The organism is Microbacterium sp. NPDC058062 (genome assembly GCF_042885375.1).
Taxonomy (GTDB): domain Bacteria; phylum Actinomycetota; class Actinomycetes; order Actinomycetales; family Microbacteriaceae; genus Microbacterium; species Microbacterium trichothecenolyticum_C.
Map to the genome: position 1 here is coordinate 98,652 of NZ_JBHVSC010000003.1, position 14,948 is coordinate 113,599.

A 14,948-nucleotide genomic window follows, 5' to 3' on the forward strand; every position below is an offset into this window, starting at 1 on the left:
ACCTCTCTGTTCTTTGTCTTCGGGGGGATTACAGAATCGCGACGGGGTTGATCGGCGAGCCGACCGCCCCCGTGATCGGCAGCGGTGCCGCCGACAGCAGGAAGTCCCAGCGCCCGCGCGCCGCGCACGCGTCGGCGAGGGCGTCGAGATTCCACATCTCGCCGATCGTGAGTCCCATGTTCGGGATCACGACCTGGTGCAGCGGCTGGAAGGCCGGGGCGTCGAACTCGTTGGGCCTCACCTCGAAGCCCCACGTGTCGGTGGCGATCGCGGCGATCTCGGTGCGGTGCAGCCACCCGGCCGTGGTGAGCGAGAGCCCAGGCGCGGGTCCGCCGGCGTATTCGCCCCAGCCGTCGCGGCGGGTGCGGGCGTACTGGCCGGTGCGCACCAGCACGATGTCGCCGCGGCCGACCCGGCTCGATGCGCCCTGCGCGGCGATGGTCGCCTCGAGGTCGGCGACGGTGATGGCGTAGCCGTCCTCGAGTTCGCCGGTCTCGGGTCGCAGGTGGCGGCCGACGTCGAGGAGGACACCTCGCGAGACGATGACGGATGCCGCGTGCTCGATGCCCGTGACGAGGTCGCCGTCGCTCGTGACGACGTCGCCCGCGCGCCGGCCGTTCCAGGCGTTGCCGTGGTCGAAGATGTGGCCGAGTCCGTCCCACTGGGTGGAGCACTGCAGCGGCATCGCGATCACGTCGTCGGCGCCGCCGATGCCGTGCGGGAAGCCCTGATTGCCGCGCTCGGCGTCGGTGCCGGTGTCGGTCATCGTGTGCACCGGGTTGGTGCGCCGGCGCCACCCCTTCTGCGGGCCGTTCGTGTCGAACGCCTGCGCGAGCGAGACGACCTCGCCGTCCTGCACGAGGGCGGCGGCCTCGACGCGCTTGGCGGCGTCGATGAAGTTGAGCGTGCCGAGCACGTCGTCCTCGCCCCACCGGCCCCAGTTGCGGAAGGCCGCGGCGCGCGCCGCGATCTCGGACGCGGGGTCGGTGCGGTCGAGGTCGCCGGGGTTCTCGGACACTGGCCCCTGAGCCTGTCGAAGGGTCATACCGCCGGTCCTTCCGCGAGGCAGCGGACCACCTGCGTGCCGAGGCCCGAGATGGACCCCGTCATGACGTCGCCGTCCCGCAGGAACCGCTTCCAGTGCTGGCCGTTCCCGGGAGGGCTCCCCGTGAGGAGCAGGTCGCCGGGCAGGAGGGTCGTCGTCTGCGACGCGGTGGAGATGAGCGCCGGGATGTCGAAGAGCAGGTCGCTCGTCGATCCGTTCTGCATCGTGTCGCCGTTGAGCTCGAGTCGCACCGTGAGGTCCTCCCCCGCCACGAAAGGCGCCGGCACCAGGAAGGGGCCGGTCGGGAGGAAGCCGGGGGCGTTCTTGGAGCGGAACCAGTCGGTGCCGATCTCCTTCATGTCCTTGCGGAAGACGAGGTCGCGCGTCGTGACGTCGTTGACGATCGTGTAGCCGGCGACGTGGTGCAGCGCGTCCTCGCGGGAGACGCGGAACGCCTCGGTGCCGATCACGACGGCGAGCTCGAGCTCCCAGTCGTGCACCTCGCTGTAGCCGGGCAGCACGAGCGGCACGTCGTCGCCGACGACGACGGTCGGCAGTCCGAGGAAGAAGTACGGCTCGCCGTTCGCACGGCGGTCGTCCATCATCTTGGCCGCGAACTCGCGTGCCTCCTCGGGCGAGCGGGACGGGTCCTGCGTGAGGCCCGCCACGACCAGCTCGATGACGTGCTCGCGATAGTTCGCGCCCGCCTGCACCACCTGTCGCGGCTCCACTGGGGCGGTGAGCACGACGTCGGCCAGCAGCATCCACTCCCCGTCCTTCGTGGCGAGGGCACCGAGGCGGTCCCAGTCGGGGTGCGCCAGGAAGGCGTTGAGGCCGGCGGCGCCGAGCTCGTCGTCGGAGACCGCGCGGATGCGGTCGCCGGCGACGAGCCCGAGACGCACGGAATCGCCGTCGCGGTAGCGCGCGAGGGCGAAGGGGGCGGTCAGTCCGTGTGACGACGTCGTCATGTTCTCTCCAGATCCGTGGTTCGGAACGTGGTGCGAGGGTGGGGACGCCTGCGGCATCCCCACCCTCGAGCCTGTCAGCCCTGGCCGTGCTTGGCGTACGGGTTCAGCAGGGCGTCCTTGATCTCGTCCGGAACGCCCTCCTCCGTCGCCGACGGGCCGTCCGCAGGCGGGAAGGACTCCGTCATCGACATCGGCATGGCGCTGTTGCGGTAGAAGTTGTTCGACCCCTGCGACGGCTTCCACGTGTTGGCCTCCCAGTCGGGCACGTAGTTGCGGTAGCCGCCGGTGTTGAGCTCGATGCGCAGGCTCGAGGGCTCACGGTAGTAGAGGAAGTTCTGCTCGCCGATGCCGTGGATCGACGGGCCGTACTCGATCGGGTAGCCGTTCTCGCCGAGGACGTCGGCCGCGATGAGCAGCTCCTCGCGGGTATCCACCCAGAAGGCGTAGTGGTTCACGCGGCCGGCGCGGGTCGAGCCGTCGAGGACGACGCCGAGGTCGTGCGACTTCTCGTTGGTCGTGAGCACCGAGAACACCGAGATCGGCGCCTCGTCGAGCTGCGTGCGCGCCATGAAGCGGAACCCGAGCACGTCGACGTACCACTGGACGAACGCATCGACGTCGCTGGTCGCGATCGTGACGTGGTCGAGCTGGCGCGGGGCGCCCGCGACCTTGCTGCGACGCGAGGGGCGGTCGGGGTAGATCGACGCGGCGTCGCCCTCGGTGTCGTGGTGGCGCGTGACGTCCCAGTGCAGGGTCAGCGTGTGGCCCCACGGGCCGGTGAACTGGTAGGCACGGCCGATCTTGTGGACGTCGATCCACTCGCCCTGGATGCCGGCGGCCTCGACGCGCTTGGCGGCCTCCTCCAGCGCCTCGGGGCTCGACGTGCGCCACGCAGCGGTGACGAGACCCGGCTCGTCGCCCGGCACGACCACGACCGAGTAGGCGTAGTAGTCGCCCCAGCAGCGGAGGTAGACGGCGCCGTCGACGCGGTCGACGACGGTGAGGCCGACCTGCTTGACGTAGAAGTCGACGGATGCCTCGACGTCCGGCGACGTGATGGCCACATACGACAGATGCGACAGAAGCTTGATCATCTTCGATCCCTTTCGGTGAGTCATCGGGGTGATCCCGTCAACCACTTTCGCCGAACTCGGGCATATCGAGGAATCCCATATCGGCTATCCCTCGGATCACCGGCGTTTATGCGGGACGTGCAGAAAGCAGCGCCGCGGCAAGACCCGTGTCATGGCGCAGATCCGCGAGATCGGAGGGCTGCTCGGCCGTGCGGATCGCCGAGATCGCGCGGCGCAGCGCGACGCGCTCGGAGTTCTCGAAGCGCGCGGGAAGGATGCGTCGACCCGTGGCATCCGTGACGACCACGACGATGTCGAGATCGGCGTCGATCTCGACGCGCGTCGGGGCGATCGAGGTGATCCGCACGCGGCCGGCGGACGGTGCGCCCGGCTGCACGGCGGCGGCGATCGACACGGCGGAGCCATGCTCGCACTCGAGGAGAGCGAGCACGCGGCCGCCCCACGACTCCGTCGTCCGTGGTGCGAGCGGTGTGCCGGCGATGACCCGCGCCCACCCGATCGCGTCGCGCAACGCCGGACCGAGCGTGCGCGCGGGCGCATGGCACTCGACGACGAGCGCGCCGGGAGCCGGGAGCTCCTCGATCGACGCGCCCGCTGCGGCGACCATGTCGGCGCGGAGCAGCGGGCGCTCCACGATCAGGGGGGTGGCACCGGCGAGCGAGGCGAGGGCATCGAGCGCCTCGATCGGGCCGACGGCAGGTTGCGCGACGACGATCGCCGCCGCGCCGGCGGCGATCGCGTCCGAAGCCGCCACCCACCACGCGTCGCCCCCGGGCACGACGGCGATGGCGCCCTTCACGTCAGGGCTCGCGATCGCGCTCACCGGCAGCTCGGCCACCGCGACGCGGTAGGCGTCGAGGTCGGTGCGAACGGGCGTCGTCATGCTGCGGCTCCGATCAGCTCTGCCGCGGCGTCCGCCAGCCCCAGGGCGTAGCGGGCGTCGTCGAGCAGTTCGTCGTACTCCACCGGCAGGCCGGCGTCGAGCAGCTCCGCGAGGGCGCGCCACTCCGCGACGTATCCGTCGGCGGGATCGTGTGCGTAGATCGTGTCGCGGCCGTCCGCCGCGCGCACGCGCACCCGCGCTCCGCCGGCGTGCACGAACGGGGGCGGGAAGCTGACGTCGAGCCGATCGGAAGCCGTCGCGACGGCGATGCGCCAGAGCGTGTCGGCGCCCTCCGGGAGCATCACCGTCGTGAGCTGGACTGGGACCCCGCCGGCCACGAAGCCGACCGCGTACCCGAGCGGGGGCAGCGCCCGCGCGAAGACGACGCGCTCGAAGCGCGGGACGAGATCGCGCACGAGCGGCAGATCGTGGATCGCGAGTCCGGTGAGAAGCTGACGCACGACGCCCGCCGCCACCTCTGGGCAGGTGAGGTCGGGCCCGCCCCGCCCGCCCGCCGCGACGGGCAGCTCGGTGACGAGCTGGTGATACCGCGTGTTGGGCGCCAGCGCGAGCGTGACGGAGATCGAGATGACCGGCCCGCCAGACGCCGTGAGGTGATGCTTGGCCCGGCCCCACGCCGGGTCGAAGTAGTGGTTCGTGCCGACGATGAGTGGCACGCCGGCGCGGCGGCACGCCTCGACGGCCTCTTCCGCCTCGGCGACGGTCGTGCCGATCGGCTTCTCGCAGAACACCGCGCGCTTGCCCGCGGCGACGGCCGCGATGATCTGCGCCGCATGCTGGGCGGGCGGGCTGCAGATCGCGACGACCTCCGCCTCGGGATCCGCCATGATGGCCTCGGCGCCCGTCGACGATCGGGCACCCCCGCGCGCCGCGAGTGCGGCCGCCCGGCCGCTGCCCCCGTCGGCGACGTGCACGACGCGGAAGGCGTCGCTCAGGCGCGCGAGGGTCGGAAGATGCAGTGCCGCCACTCCGGGACCCGCACCGATGATGCCCACACCACGAGCCATGGACGCCTCCTTACTTCGGCTGGAAGCGTACCTAAGTGTGAAGTCGTTTGACTATAGATGTCACGATTTCCGTGTCTCGTGCGCGGTGTTATGTAAGAATCGACCATGGCCAGAGAGTCCACCCTGCGGTTCGGCGCACAGACCGACGAGATGACGAGCCTTCTCCGCATCGTCAACATGGTTCGCACCGGCGAAGCCGCGACCCGTCCCGAGATCGGCCGGGTGACCGGTCTGGGCCGCGGCGTCGTGACGCAGCGCGTCGACCACGCGATCGAGATGGGCTATCTCGCCGACGGCGAGTTCGGGCCCTCGTCGGGCGGCCGCGCACCGCGCACCCTCCGCTTCCGCGGCGACGCCGGACGCATCGTCGTCTGCGCCCTCGGCGCGCTCCACATCCACGTCGGCGTCGCACTCCTCGACGGCGACGTCATCGATCAGGAGCATTCGCCGTGGGACATCGCCCGCGGTCCCGCGGAGACGCTCGACAAGGCCCTGAGCATGATCGACGAGGTGCTCGCGCGCACCCCGGACGTGCCGGTCTGGGGCATCGGCGTGGGCGTGCCCGGCCCGGTGGACTTCGACAGCGGTCGCCCGGTCGCACCGCCGATCATGCCCGGCTGGAACGGCTTCGACGTGCGGCGCCGCTTCGAGCAGCGCTACGACGCCCCCGTGTGGGTCGACAACGATGTGAACCTGCTCACCTTCGGGGAGCGCGCCCGCCGCGACGACGACCGCCTCGATCTGATCTACTGCAAGATGGGCTCCGGCATCGGCGCCGGGCTCCTCTCGCACGGGCGCATCCATCGCGGCGTCAACGGCGCGGCCGGCGACATCGGCCACGTGCGGGTGCGGGAATCGGATGCCCTCTGCCGCTGCGGCAAGATCGGATGCCTCGAAGCCGTCGCCGGCGGATGGGCGATGATCCGCGACGCCCTCGCCGAGATCGAGGCCGGCGCTACGGGTGTGCTCGCCACCGCCGTCGCCGACGGCGAGGAGCTCACGCCCGAGCTCATCTCGATCGCGGCCGAGAACGGCGACGCCCTCGCGATCCGGCTCGTGCAGCGCTCGGCCCGCGTCGTCGGCGAGTCGATCGCCGCGCTCGTCAACATGTTCAACCCGTCGGTCATCGTGATCGGCGGCGCGATGGCCGGCGCCGGAGAGCTGCTGCTGGCCGAGGTGCGTCAGCGCGTCTACGAGCTGTCGCTCCCCCTCGCCACGCGAGATCTGACGATCGCGCAGTCCGTCAACGACCGGCGCGAGCCGCTGCGCGGCGGTGTGGAGATGGTGCGCGAGCAGCTCTTCGAGGTCACCTTCCCCCGCTGGTTCGGCGACGGGCGGCCCACGGTCGTGGCGATCCGCGGCGCCCTCGAAGCGGTGGCGTAGGACTCTCGTCATTCGCCGACAACTTCTTACAGAAATCAACAAAAGCGTGTAGCTTCCTGTCTAAAGCCGGCTCTGCCGGCGCCGACACAAGGGAGTGAACACGATGGCGTTGCCGCTGCTGCTGGACGATGCGCTCGTCGCGACGGATTCGGGCTTCGCCCTGCACGTGAGCCTGCCGTGGATCCGGTCGATGCCCCTCGCCGCCGTGACCGACGTCGCGGTGCAGGTCGACGGGGTCAGCGTCTCCGTCACGGTCCGGCTCGATGAGCGCGAGGTCGAACCCGACGCCCTCCAGGCCGAGCAGGGCTGGTGGTTCATCCAGGACCGGCTCGAACTGCGCGGCGAACGGATGCTGCCTCCCGGCGCCCACGACATCTCGGTGTCGTTCGTGCTCGTGGTGCCGTATCTCCAGGCCGGGCCGTCAGGGCCGCTCTCCCTGCCGTTCCGCGCCGAGCGCGCGCTGGAGCTCAGGGACGCAGCATCCACTCGCCCGCACTCGACCGCGGACATCGTGACCGTCGAGGACCGGGCTGACGCTCCGCGCGACGACGTTCCCGGCGAGTGGGCCGTCTCGGCCAGTGCGTTCAACTGGACGCCCGAGGTGATCCGCGCCGAACGGACAGCCGACGACATCGCGATCGGCGTCGTCGCGGACGGCGTCGCATCGATCATCGAGATCGAGGCGGGTCAGGTGTGGCGCTCGTTCCCCGAGCCGTCCGACGCGGAGGTGGATGCGTTCCGCGAGCGTCTGGCCGCGGAGGGCGGCGCCGTGACGATCGTCGGAGCGAGCCTCGACGACTGGATCTCGCCGACGCGCCGGCGCACCGAGCGGGAGCGGCTCGCGTTCCTCGTGCCGCAGCTGCGAGCGGCCGCGCGACTCGGCGCACGCGGCGTGCGCGTGCCGTTCGGTCAGACGGGGCCCGAGCTCCTGCGCCTCGCCCAGCCGGTGCTGCACGAGCTGGACATCGTGCTCTACGAGGAGATCCAAGGGCAGCAGACGCTCGACCTGCCCGCGGTCGCGGCCCACCTCGAGCTGCTGCAGAGACTCGACGACCCCCGCATCCGCGTGCTGGTCGACATCAGCCTGCTTATGCCCTCGCTGCCGCCGTCGTACCTCGACGAGCTCCGCCGGGGCGGCGTCGACGACGAGCTGGTGCACCGCCTCGAGACCGAATGGCGCGCGCCCGAGACCCACCAGGCGGTGATCGCCACCCTCCGGGAGGGACGCGTGCCGCCCGCCGTCCACACGCTCTTCATGAACCTGCTCGTACGGTTCGGTCGGTCGGACGTCGCCGACCTCGAGCCGCTGCTGCCGCTCACCGCCGGCGTGCACCTCAAGTTCTGGGATCTCGACGACGCCGACGGCCGCGTCTCCGCGCCGATCGCCGACATCGGGGCGGCCCTGCGTCGCACCGGCTTCACCGGCACCCTCACCAGCGAGTGGGGCGGCCACGAGTGGCTGGACGCCGATCCGGCGGCGACGACCCGCGCGCACCTCGCGCTCGCGCAGCGCGCACTGTCGGCCGTGGGCACGGCCCGCTGACCGCGGGTCGCTCGACGACTCGAAGGGGCCGGACGCGACGCGTCCGGCCCCTTCGTCGTCCCGCGACTCAGCCCTCGTGGTTGTAGTACGGCCACGGCAGGAAGCGCCGCTCACCACGACGATCCGGGCCATCGAGCGTGATCTCGCCGATCGCCGCCCACTCGACGCCCCGCGGGAACATGCGGATGAACTCGATGCGGCGGAACGTGTCGATGTCGTGGCCGATCGTGATGGTGAACGACCGGCCGGCGCCGTACTCGTTGATCCAGGCGATCGGCTGATCCGTGTTCATGCCCGGAAGCGCAGCGATGCCCTCCGGCGGGATCGCCACCGGGTAGTGCGACATCGGCCACATCGGGGCCTTCTCGTACGACTCGAGGTCGTCGTACGTCGTGAGGAGCACCTGCGCGCCCTCGGCGATCTCCACGCCGGTGAGGATGTCGTCGCCGGTGACCGTCCACCGGGCGCTGATGCCCTCGGTGATCGCATGCCGCGGCTCGACCGTGTCGAGCTGCGCCTCGCCCCACGGCCGGGGCCGCAGTCCCCCGGCGACGGTGAGGCGGGAGCCGCGCATGACGTTGTACTCGTCGGGGTAGCCCCAGTCGTCCTCCTGCGCGGCGGACCCGTGGAACCACACGATGCCCTTGCCGTCGTCATGGACGAACTTCAGGAGCGCAGCATCCGTCTCCGCTCCGAAGCCCACCGCCTTCTCGTGGTAGCCGTCGCGACCTTCGAAGACGACGATGACGACGTCGTACTTGTCGATGATGTCGGCGCCGAGTCCGCGTGGATCCTCGACGATGCGGACCCGGAAGCGCCCGGTGTCTTCGAGCAGGGTCGTGAGCCACTGGTTGTGCTGGCGGAAGCTGCGGAACTCGTTGTCGTGCTCGCGGGTCATGTGACCCGACAGGATGAGCGCGTTCAGGACATCGGTCATGCGGAACACTCCTTCGTGCAGGGCGTGCGAAGGCACGCCGAAGGGCACCCCGGCGGATCCGGGGCGCTTCGGTCGAGGCCTAGTCGGCCTTGGTGGAGAACGCGGCGTCGAAGGCGGCCGCGGGCGGGGTGATGGCGTTGAGCTTGCGGACGAACGCGATGGCCTCCGGGGCGCCCTGCAGGCGGTCCATGCCGGCGTCCTCCCACTCCACGGAGGTGGGGCCGTCGTAGCCGATCGCGTTGAGCGCGCGGAACAGCGGCTCCCACGGCACCTGGCCGTGCGCGGTCGACACGAACGTCCAGCCGCGGCGCGGGTTGGCCCACGGCAGGTGCGAGCCGAGCACCCCGTTGCGTCCGTCGAGGTTGGTGATCGACTCCTTCACGTGCACGTGGAAGATGTGCTCCGCGTAGTCGAGCACGAACGCCACCGGGTCCAGCTGCTGCCACATGAAGTGCGAGGGGTCGAAGTTGATCCCGAAGCTCTCGCGGTGCCCGATCGCGTCGAGCGTCGCCTTCGTCGTCCAGTAGTCGTAGGCGATCTCGGACGGGTGCACCTCGAGCGCGAACCGCACACCGACCTCTTCGAACACGTCGAGGATCGGGTGGAACCGGTCGGCGAAGTCCTGGTAGCCGGCGGCGATCCATTCGTCGGACGCCGGCGGGAACATCGCCACGGCCTTCCAGATCGACGAGCCCGTGAACCCGGTCACCGTCTTCACGCCGAGCTTCGCCGCGAACCGCGCCGTCATCTTCAGCTCTTCGGCGGCGCGCTGCCGCACGCCCTCCGGTTCGCCGTCGCCCCACACCCGGTCGTTCAGGATGTCGCGGTGCCGCTGGTCGATCGGGTCGTCGCACACCGCCTGTCCGGCGAGGTGGTTCGAGATCGTCCACACCTTCAGGCCGTTGCGCTCGAGGATGTCGAGGCGCGACTGCACGTAGTCGGCGTCGTCCCACCGCGACACGTCGATGTGGTCGCCCCAGCACGCGATCTCGAGACCGTCGTAGCCCCACTCGCCCGCGAGCCGGGCCACCTCCTCGAACGGCAGATCGGCCCACTGGCCGGTGAACAGGGTGATCGGACGAGGCATTGCTATCCCTTCACGGTGACGTCGGCATTGACGGAGACCCAGACGGAGTCGTGGGCCGAGCTCTCCTCGACGGCGGCGAGCACGCGCTGCACCGACAGCCCCTCGTCGAATGACGGGTGCGGGTCGGTGCCCTCGGCGATCGCCGTCACCAAGTCCACGACCTGGTGACTGAATCCGTGCTCATAGCCCAGCATGTGTCCGGCCGGCCACCACGCCGCGACATACGGATGCGATGCTTCCGTCACGAGGATCCGCGTGAAGCCCTGCGTCGACTCCGGCGCCGTCCGGTCGTAGAACCAGAGCGTGTTGAGGTCTTCGAGGTCGAAGCGCAGCGCGCCCTTGTCTCCCGACACCTCGATCGACAGGTCATTCTTGCGCCCGGTCGCGAACCGCGACGCCTCGAACGACACCAGAGCCCCCGACTCGAGGCGCCCGGTGAACATCGCGACGTCGTCCACGGTGACCTCGCCGTAGCCTTCGGCCGCGGTGCCCGACCCCTTCGACAGGCTCAGGGACCGGTTCTCACCCTCGAGCGGACGCTGCTTCACGATGGTGTCGACGACGCCGGAGACGGCGGCCACGTCGAGTCCGGTCACGAACTGCGTCATGTCGATGATGTGCGCGCCGATGTCGCCCAGCGCACCGGAGCCGGCGTGCTCCTTCTGCAGGCGCCAGGCAAGCGGCATCTCGGGATCGACCAGCCAGTCCTGGCGATACGCCGCGCGCACATGCGCGATCTTACCGACGGCGCCCTGCGCGATGAGGTCCCGGAGGAAGGTCACGGCGGGCACGCGGCGATAGGTGAAGCCGACCATCGACCGCACGCCACGCGCGGCGGCGCGGGACGCGGCCTCGGCCATCGCCTCGGCCTCCTCGACGGTGTTGGCCAACGGCTTCTCGCACAGCACGTGCTTGCCGGCGTCGAGCGCCGCGATCGCGATCTCGGCGTGCGAGTCGCCCGGCGTAACGATGTCGACGATGTCGATGTCGTCGCGCGCGATCACCTCGCGCCAATCGGTCGCCGACTCCGCCCAGCCCCACTGGGCCGCAGCATCCGCCACCGCCTTCGCGTTGCGGCCGACGATCACGGCCATCTCGACGTCGTCGGGCAGCGAGAACACGTGCGGCGCCTGCCGCCAGCCCACCGAGTGCGCGGCGCCCATGAAGCCGTAGCCGATCATGGCCACGCGGAGCGTCATGCGAGCACGACCTCACGCTCGACGGGCACGCGGTTGGTGACGTAGCGGCCGGGGCCGCCGTCGGCGCCCGGCATGATCTGCATGTAGAGCAGGCGCATCGTGAGGACGATCTCGACGGTGAGCTTCTCGCCCGCGGCCGGCGGCGACGCGAGGGCGATCTCGACGTCGGGCCGGTCGGCGACGAACCAGAGCGTCTCGGACTGCTCGGGCAGCTCGTCGATCGTGTACGAGCGCCCCTGCAGCACGAAACGCAGGTCCTCACTCGGCACGGCGACGCCGTTGACGGATGCTGCGACATCGTCGACCGCCGAGAGCCAGAGGCTGCGGTACCAGGGCAGCTGCACCGAGACCGCGATGCCGTCGTCGGTGCGGCGGACGTCCTTCTCGGAGAAGAGCGAGTTGTGGGTGGCCATGGTGTCTCCTAGGCGAAGGTGTCGGTGAAGTGATCGTGCGCGACCGGCGGCGCGGGCTCGAGCTTCTGCACCGTCTCCGGGCTGTACGGGTGGTTCTTCGAGGCGACCGGCTCGTCGGCCGGTGGCATGAACACCGGCTTGCCGTCGTCCCCGAAGTACATGAGGTCGAGGTCGAAGGCGCCCTGGTTCTTCAGCCCGAAGCTGATCCAGTTCTCCTCGAACGGCGCGCGCGCGAGCTCATAGCAGCGGAACTTCCAGAACCGCCACTCGCCGTCCTGCTTGAGGAAGTCGATCGCGTACTTGCACCACACCCAGTGCGCCCAGACCTTCTGGCCGAGCACCTCCTCCGGGGAGTACATGTCGGGGAACGCCTCGGCCACCTTCGGGTCGGTGAGTCCCGACTCGGTGCCGGCCATCAGCCAGACGCCCTTGGCGGTCTGCCCGTCTCCGGCGACCTCGATCACCGGGGTCGTGGTGGCGTGGAGGATCAGCTTGCCGACCGGGGTGGGCCGGTCGCGGTGGTAGCGCGTGACGCTCTCCCACGTGGTGTACTGGCCCGCGTTCGTGTAGCGCGCGCGGATGCCCTCCGTGCCCTCCTTCACCCACAGGGGGATGATCTGCTCGTCCTGGAAGGCGTTGTGCAGGTACATGTAGCGGTTGAAGAGGTTCTCCACCTGCCCGCGGTCCTCGGCCCGCTGGGCGAGGCGCTGGGCGCCCTCGACCTGCTCGCGCAGGCGCGCGACCTCGGCGGCGAGTTCGGCGACAGTGGCTTCGGCGACAGTGTCGGTCATTTCTGCTCCTGTGTCCGCTCAGGCCGGCTGGCGCGCGGCGACGGTCTCTTCGATGGCACGACGCATCAGCGCGTGCTGCTTCTTCACGAGGCCGATGGGGTCGGCCTCGCCGAGGTCGGAGAACGCGTGGCCCTCCCACTCGCTCGAGAGGTAGCCCTGGTAGCCGCCCTCGACGAACTGCCGCACGATGCGCGGGATGTCCATCGCCGGCTCTTCGCCGTCGGCGCCGATGTCGTAGAACTTCGCGTGCACGTGGAAGATCTGCGGCATGATGTCGAGCCACTCCTCCGGCGGCACGAGCCCGTGCATGTTGAACGCGAGGCGCGTGAACGGACCGGCCTTGAGGAAGTCCCAGCCCTGTGCCGTGAGGTAGTCCTCGAACTCCTGGTTGCGCACGTGCATCGGCAGCGGCTTGTGCCAGATCTCGTCCATCACCGGGAAGTACTCCTCCGGCATGTCCATCTGGCGGAGCGTGCCCAGCAGGCGCGGCGAGAGGCTGTGCATCGTCGACGAGAAGTCGGCGGTGAAGCCCAGCCGGTCGCTGTCGAGCTCTTCGTACAGCTCGCGGATCTGCAGCACCTTGGGGCTGTTCGGCCCCTCGGGCGCGTGGATCTCGTAGCCGAGCCGCTGGTCGTACTTCTCCGCGAGCGGCAGGAGGCTGCGCAGCAGCTCCTTGCCCGCCGAGCGGATGACGACGCGCTTGAAGCCGAGCGTGTGCGCGGTCTTCAGCTGCCGCGCGAGGAAGTCGTGCTCCTCGCCGGGCGTCATGTCGCGGTCTTTGCGGCGCCCCATGTCGAGGTTCGTGCCGACGGCGCTGGGCTCGAGCTCGTACTTCTCGAGCGAATCGAACCACAGCTTGACGAAGGCGTCGTCGACGTCGGGGTAGGTGCGCAGCAGCTGCGCGATGTTGAACTCGACGCCGGGCCCGATGCCGTTCTCGGCGACGGCGGCGATGAGCGTCTCGGGCGTGTAGAGGCCCGCGGCGAACTCGCTCGTCATCGAGTACAGCGTCGTGCCGAGGCGGATGCCGGTGCCGGCGACGTCGGCGCTCATGCCTTCGCTCCCTCGGTGCTGGGCAGCCACTGGGCCAGCTGCAGACGTGCGGCCGCGGCATCCGTCACCATGCGCGAGCCGGCCGCCTGCGCAGCCGAGCGCTGCACAGCCTGCTCACCGGCGATGATGTCGAAAGGCGACTGCCAGTGGTTCCAGTGCCAGCCCTCGTACTCGCTCGAGATGGCGCCGTTGTAGCCGTTCTCGACGAGCAGGGTCACGAGGTCGCGCACCGGCACCGAGGGCTCTTCGCCCCTCTCATCGATGCCGAAGAACTTGCCGTGCACGTGCTTGATCCACGGCATGATCTCGAGCCAGTCGTCCACGCGCGCCGGGCCGAACAGGCCGGTGCCGTTGATCGCGAAGTCGATGCCGAGGTCGGGGCGGCCGTTCTGCGCGGCGAGGCCGATGAAGCGGCCGAAGCGCTGGCCGTGGTCGGCCTGGTCGGCGGGCGGGCCCTGCTCGTAGAACTCGTCCCACAGCTGGACGACCTTGCCGAGGAGCTCCTCCGACGCGCCGCGGCGGCGGTAGGCCTCGAGCAGCGACGGCGCGAAGCCGGTCACCGTGGCGCCCCAGTCCATCGTGAAGCCGAGGAACGGCGAGCCGACCTTCTCGTAGCGGTCGCGGAGGGCGAGGATGCGCGGGTGCGACGCGTACTGGTCGGCGTGCACCTCGAGGGCGAGCGTGACGCCGTACTCCTCGGCGATCGGCGCGAGCGCCTCCATCGAGTCGGGCTCGATCGAGATCTGCACGCGTGCGATCGGGAAGCCGAGCTTGGCGGCTGCCGCGATCTGGCGGCGCATGTACTCGAGCAACTCGTCCTGCGTGAGCAGGCGGTCGCGGTGGATGCCGATGTCGGCGTTCACGGCGAGCGAGGTGGTGACGAGGCCGGTCTCGTCGACGAGGTCGCGGAACCAGCCGGCGAAGCGATCGTCGATCTCGGGGAAGCCGCGGAAGCTCGAGAAGCCGATGATCTCGAGGCCGGGGCCGTAGCCGTCGGCGGCGACCTTGCGGATGAGGCCCTCGAGGTCGTACTCGCGGCCGTGGAAGGCGCGCGTGAAGCTGTAGAGCGTGACACCCTGGATGGGCGAGCCGAGGCCGGTCATGCCGCCACCGCCTTTCGTGCGGTCATGGTCTTGGCGTCGTGCTCCTCGATGTGGAGCACCTCGTTCTCGCCGATGACGATGTACGGGATGTAGAGGGTGAGGCCGACCTCGACCTTGTGCTCGGCGTCGCCGGCGAGCTCGAGGTCGCCCGAGAGCACGGCGGAGTCGGTCGGGAACCACCAGTCCTGGGTGTTCGGCACGAGCTCGTCGAACGTGAAGGTCTGGCCGTTCATCCCCCAGCGGAGGGAATCGGCCGGCACCTCGACGCCGCCGACGGTCAGCGTGGCGCGGCCGATGCACGAGGCGGGCAGCGCGCGGTACCACGGCAAGCGAACCTCGACCGAGACGCGGGCGCCGTCGATCGTGAGCGTTCCCTGCTCGATGATGCGATCGGGGATCACAGAGTCCTCCTTGACACTTA

15 protein-coding genes are annotated in these 14,948 nt (G+C 70.1%); 2 read left to right on the forward strand and 13 right to left on the reverse strand.

The features are described 5' to 3' along the window. Window positions 1-28 precede the first annotated feature (28 nt). From ACFVSU_RS09675 to ACFVSU_RS09695, 5 genes are all read right to left on the reverse strand, one after another. On the reverse strand, window positions 29-1,045 hold the full coding sequence (locus ACFVSU_RS09675) for a cyclase family protein (RefSeq protein ID WP_387141576.1): 1,017 nt from the start codon (window positions 1,043-1,045) through the stop codon (window positions 29-31). Then, window positions 1,042-2,013 (reverse strand): fumarylacetoacetate hydrolase family protein, encoded by a 972-nt coding sequence (locus tag ACFVSU_RS09680; RefSeq protein WP_387141579.1) that lies wholly within the window; start codon window positions 2,011-2,013, stop codon window positions 1,042-1,044. The genes ACFVSU_RS09675 and ACFVSU_RS09680 overlap by 4 nt, the downstream gene beginning before the upstream one ends. 74 nt (window positions 2,014-2,087) lie before the next feature. Further along, window positions 2,088-3,107 (reverse strand): VOC family protein, encoded by a 1,020-nt coding sequence (locus ACFVSU_RS09685; protein WP_045298584.1) that lies wholly within the window; start codon window positions 3,105-3,107, stop codon window positions 2,088-2,090. Between the two features lie 106 nt (window positions 3,108-3,213). After that, on the reverse strand, window positions 3,214-3,990 hold the full coding sequence (locus tag ACFVSU_RS09690; protein ID WP_387141583.1) for a hypothetical protein: 777 nt from the start codon (window positions 3,988-3,990) through the stop codon (window positions 3,214-3,216). After that, the gene (locus ACFVSU_RS09695; protein ID WP_387141586.1) at window positions 3,987-5,018 is read right to left on the reverse strand and encodes a Gfo/Idh/MocA family oxidoreductase; all 1,032 of its coding nucleotides are present in this window, start codon (window positions 5,016-5,018) and stop codon (window positions 3,987-3,989) included. Before ACFVSU_RS09695 ends, ACFVSU_RS09690 begins: the two co-directional genes overlap by 4 nt. 105 nt (window positions 5,019-5,123) lie before the next feature. On the opposite strand from ACFVSU_RS09695, the gene ACFVSU_RS09700 reads away from it, so the two are divergent. Together ACFVSU_RS09700 and ACFVSU_RS09705 are read left to right on the forward strand one after the other, a co-directional pair. Further along, a complete protein-coding gene (locus ACFVSU_RS09700) occupies window positions 5,124-6,401 on the forward strand; it encodes an ROK family protein (RefSeq protein ID WP_387141589.1) in 1,278 nt (425 codons plus the stop codon). Window positions 6,402-6,504: 103 nt separating this feature from the next. Then, complete coding sequence (locus ACFVSU_RS09705; protein ID WP_387141592.1) at window positions 6,505-7,944, forward strand: hypothetical protein; 1,440 nt, start codon at window positions 6,505-6,507, stop codon at window positions 7,942-7,944. Window positions 7,945-8,011: 67 nt separating this feature from the next. Here ACFVSU_RS09705 and ACFVSU_RS09710 read toward each other — a convergent pair whose 3' ends face one another. The 8 genes from ACFVSU_RS09710 to ACFVSU_RS09745 form a co-directional block, all read right to left on the reverse strand. Next, window positions 8,012-8,881 (reverse strand): ThuA domain-containing protein, encoded by an 870-nt coding sequence (locus ACFVSU_RS09710; protein ID WP_376011523.1) that lies wholly within the window; start codon window positions 8,879-8,881, stop codon window positions 8,012-8,014. Between the two features lie 79 nt (window positions 8,882-8,960). Continuing rightward, a complete protein-coding gene (locus tag ACFVSU_RS09715) occupies window positions 8,961-9,968 on the reverse strand; it encodes a sugar phosphate isomerase/epimerase family protein (protein ID WP_387141595.1) in 1,008 nt (335 codons plus the stop codon). A gap of 2 nt (window positions 9,969-9,970) precedes the next feature. Further along, entirely contained in the window at window positions 9,971-11,167 is a 1,197-nt protein-coding gene (locus ACFVSU_RS09720) for a Gfo/Idh/MocA family protein (protein WP_387141598.1), read from the reverse strand. Beyond that, complete coding sequence (locus tag ACFVSU_RS09725; RefSeq protein WP_387141601.1) at window positions 11,164-11,580, reverse strand: DUF6379 domain-containing protein; 417 nt, start codon at window positions 11,578-11,580, stop codon at window positions 11,164-11,166. Before ACFVSU_RS09725 ends, ACFVSU_RS09720 begins: the two co-directional genes overlap by 4 nt. An 8-nt stretch (window positions 11,581-11,588) precedes the next feature. Continuing rightward, complete coding sequence (locus ACFVSU_RS09730) at window positions 11,589-12,371, reverse strand: nuclear transport factor 2 family protein (protein ID WP_387141603.1); 783 nt, start codon at window positions 12,369-12,371, stop codon at window positions 11,589-11,591. 18 nt (window positions 12,372-12,389) lie between these two features. Next, window positions 12,390-13,424 carry a sugar phosphate isomerase/epimerase family protein gene (locus tag ACFVSU_RS09735; protein WP_387141605.1) on the reverse strand — a complete coding sequence of 345 codons (1,035 nt, stop codon included), beginning with the start codon at window positions 13,422-13,424 and terminating at the stop codon, window positions 12,390-12,392. Next, window positions 13,421-14,527 carry a sugar phosphate isomerase/epimerase family protein gene (locus ACFVSU_RS09740; RefSeq protein WP_387141608.1) on the reverse strand — a complete coding sequence of 369 codons (1,107 nt, stop codon included), beginning with the start codon at window positions 14,525-14,527 and terminating at the stop codon, window positions 13,421-13,423. The genes ACFVSU_RS09735 and ACFVSU_RS09740 overlap by 4 nt, the downstream gene beginning before the upstream one ends. Beyond that, entirely contained in the window at window positions 14,524-14,928 is a 405-nt protein-coding gene (locus tag ACFVSU_RS09745) for a DUF6379 domain-containing protein (RefSeq protein WP_387141611.1), read from the reverse strand. Before ACFVSU_RS09745 ends, ACFVSU_RS09740 begins: the two co-directional genes overlap by 4 nt. Between the last annotated feature and the right edge of the window lie 20 nt (window positions 14,929-14,948).

What these genes read in the sequence shown, in the direction of transcription:
- ACFVSU_RS09675 (WP_387141576.1), bottom strand. Translation starts at nt 1,045, where the DNA reads ATGACCCTTCGACAGGCTCAGGGGCCAGTGTCCGAGAACCCCGGCGAC.
- ACFVSU_RS09680 (WP_387141579.1), bottom strand. Translation starts at nt 2,013, where the DNA reads ATGACGACGTCGTCACACGGACTGACCGCCCCCTTCGCCCTCGCGCGC.
- ACFVSU_RS09685 (WP_045298584.1), bottom strand. Translation starts at nt 3,107, where the DNA reads ATGATCAAGCTTCTGTCGCATCTGTCGTATGTGGCCATCACGTCGCCG.
- ACFVSU_RS09690 (WP_387141583.1), bottom strand. Translation starts at nt 3,990, where the DNA reads ATGACGACGCCCGTTCGCACCGACCTCGACGCCTACCGCGTCGCGGTG.
- ACFVSU_RS09695 (WP_387141586.1), bottom strand. Translation starts at nt 5,018, where the DNA reads ATGGCTCGTGGTGTGGGCATCATCGGTGCGGGTCCCGGAGTGGCGGCA.
- ACFVSU_RS09700 (WP_387141589.1), top strand. Translation starts at nt 5,124, where the DNA reads ATGGCCAGAGAGTCCACCCTGCGGTTCGGCGCACAGACCGACGAGATG.
- ACFVSU_RS09705 (WP_387141592.1), top strand. Translation starts at nt 6,505, where the DNA reads ATGGCGTTGCCGCTGCTGCTGGACGATGCGCTCGTCGCGACGGATTCG.
- ACFVSU_RS09710 (WP_376011523.1), bottom strand. Translation starts at nt 8,881, where the DNA reads ATGACCGATGTCCTGAACGCGCTCATCCTGTCGGGTCACATGACCCGC.
- ACFVSU_RS09715 (WP_387141595.1), bottom strand. Translation starts at nt 9,968, where the DNA reads ATGCCTCGTCCGATCACCCTGTTCACCGGCCAGTGGGCCGATCTGCCG.
- ACFVSU_RS09720 (WP_387141598.1), bottom strand. Translation starts at nt 11,167, where the DNA reads ATGACGCTCCGCGTGGCCATGATCGGCTACGGCTTCATGGGCGCCGCG.
- ACFVSU_RS09725 (WP_387141601.1), bottom strand. Translation starts at nt 11,580, where the DNA reads ATGGCCACCCACAACTCGCTCTTCTCCGAGAAGGACGTCCGCCGCACC.
- ACFVSU_RS09730 (WP_387141603.1), bottom strand. Translation starts at nt 12,371, where the DNA reads ATGACCGACACTGTCGCCGAAGCCACTGTCGCCGAACTCGCCGCCGAG.
- ACFVSU_RS09735 (WP_387141605.1), bottom strand. Translation starts at nt 13,424, where the DNA reads ATGAGCGCCGACGTCGCCGGCACCGGCATCCGCCTCGGCACGACGCTG.
- ACFVSU_RS09740 (WP_387141608.1), bottom strand. Translation starts at nt 14,527, where the DNA reads ATGACCGGCCTCGGCTCGCCCATCCAGGGTGTCACGCTCTACAGCTTC.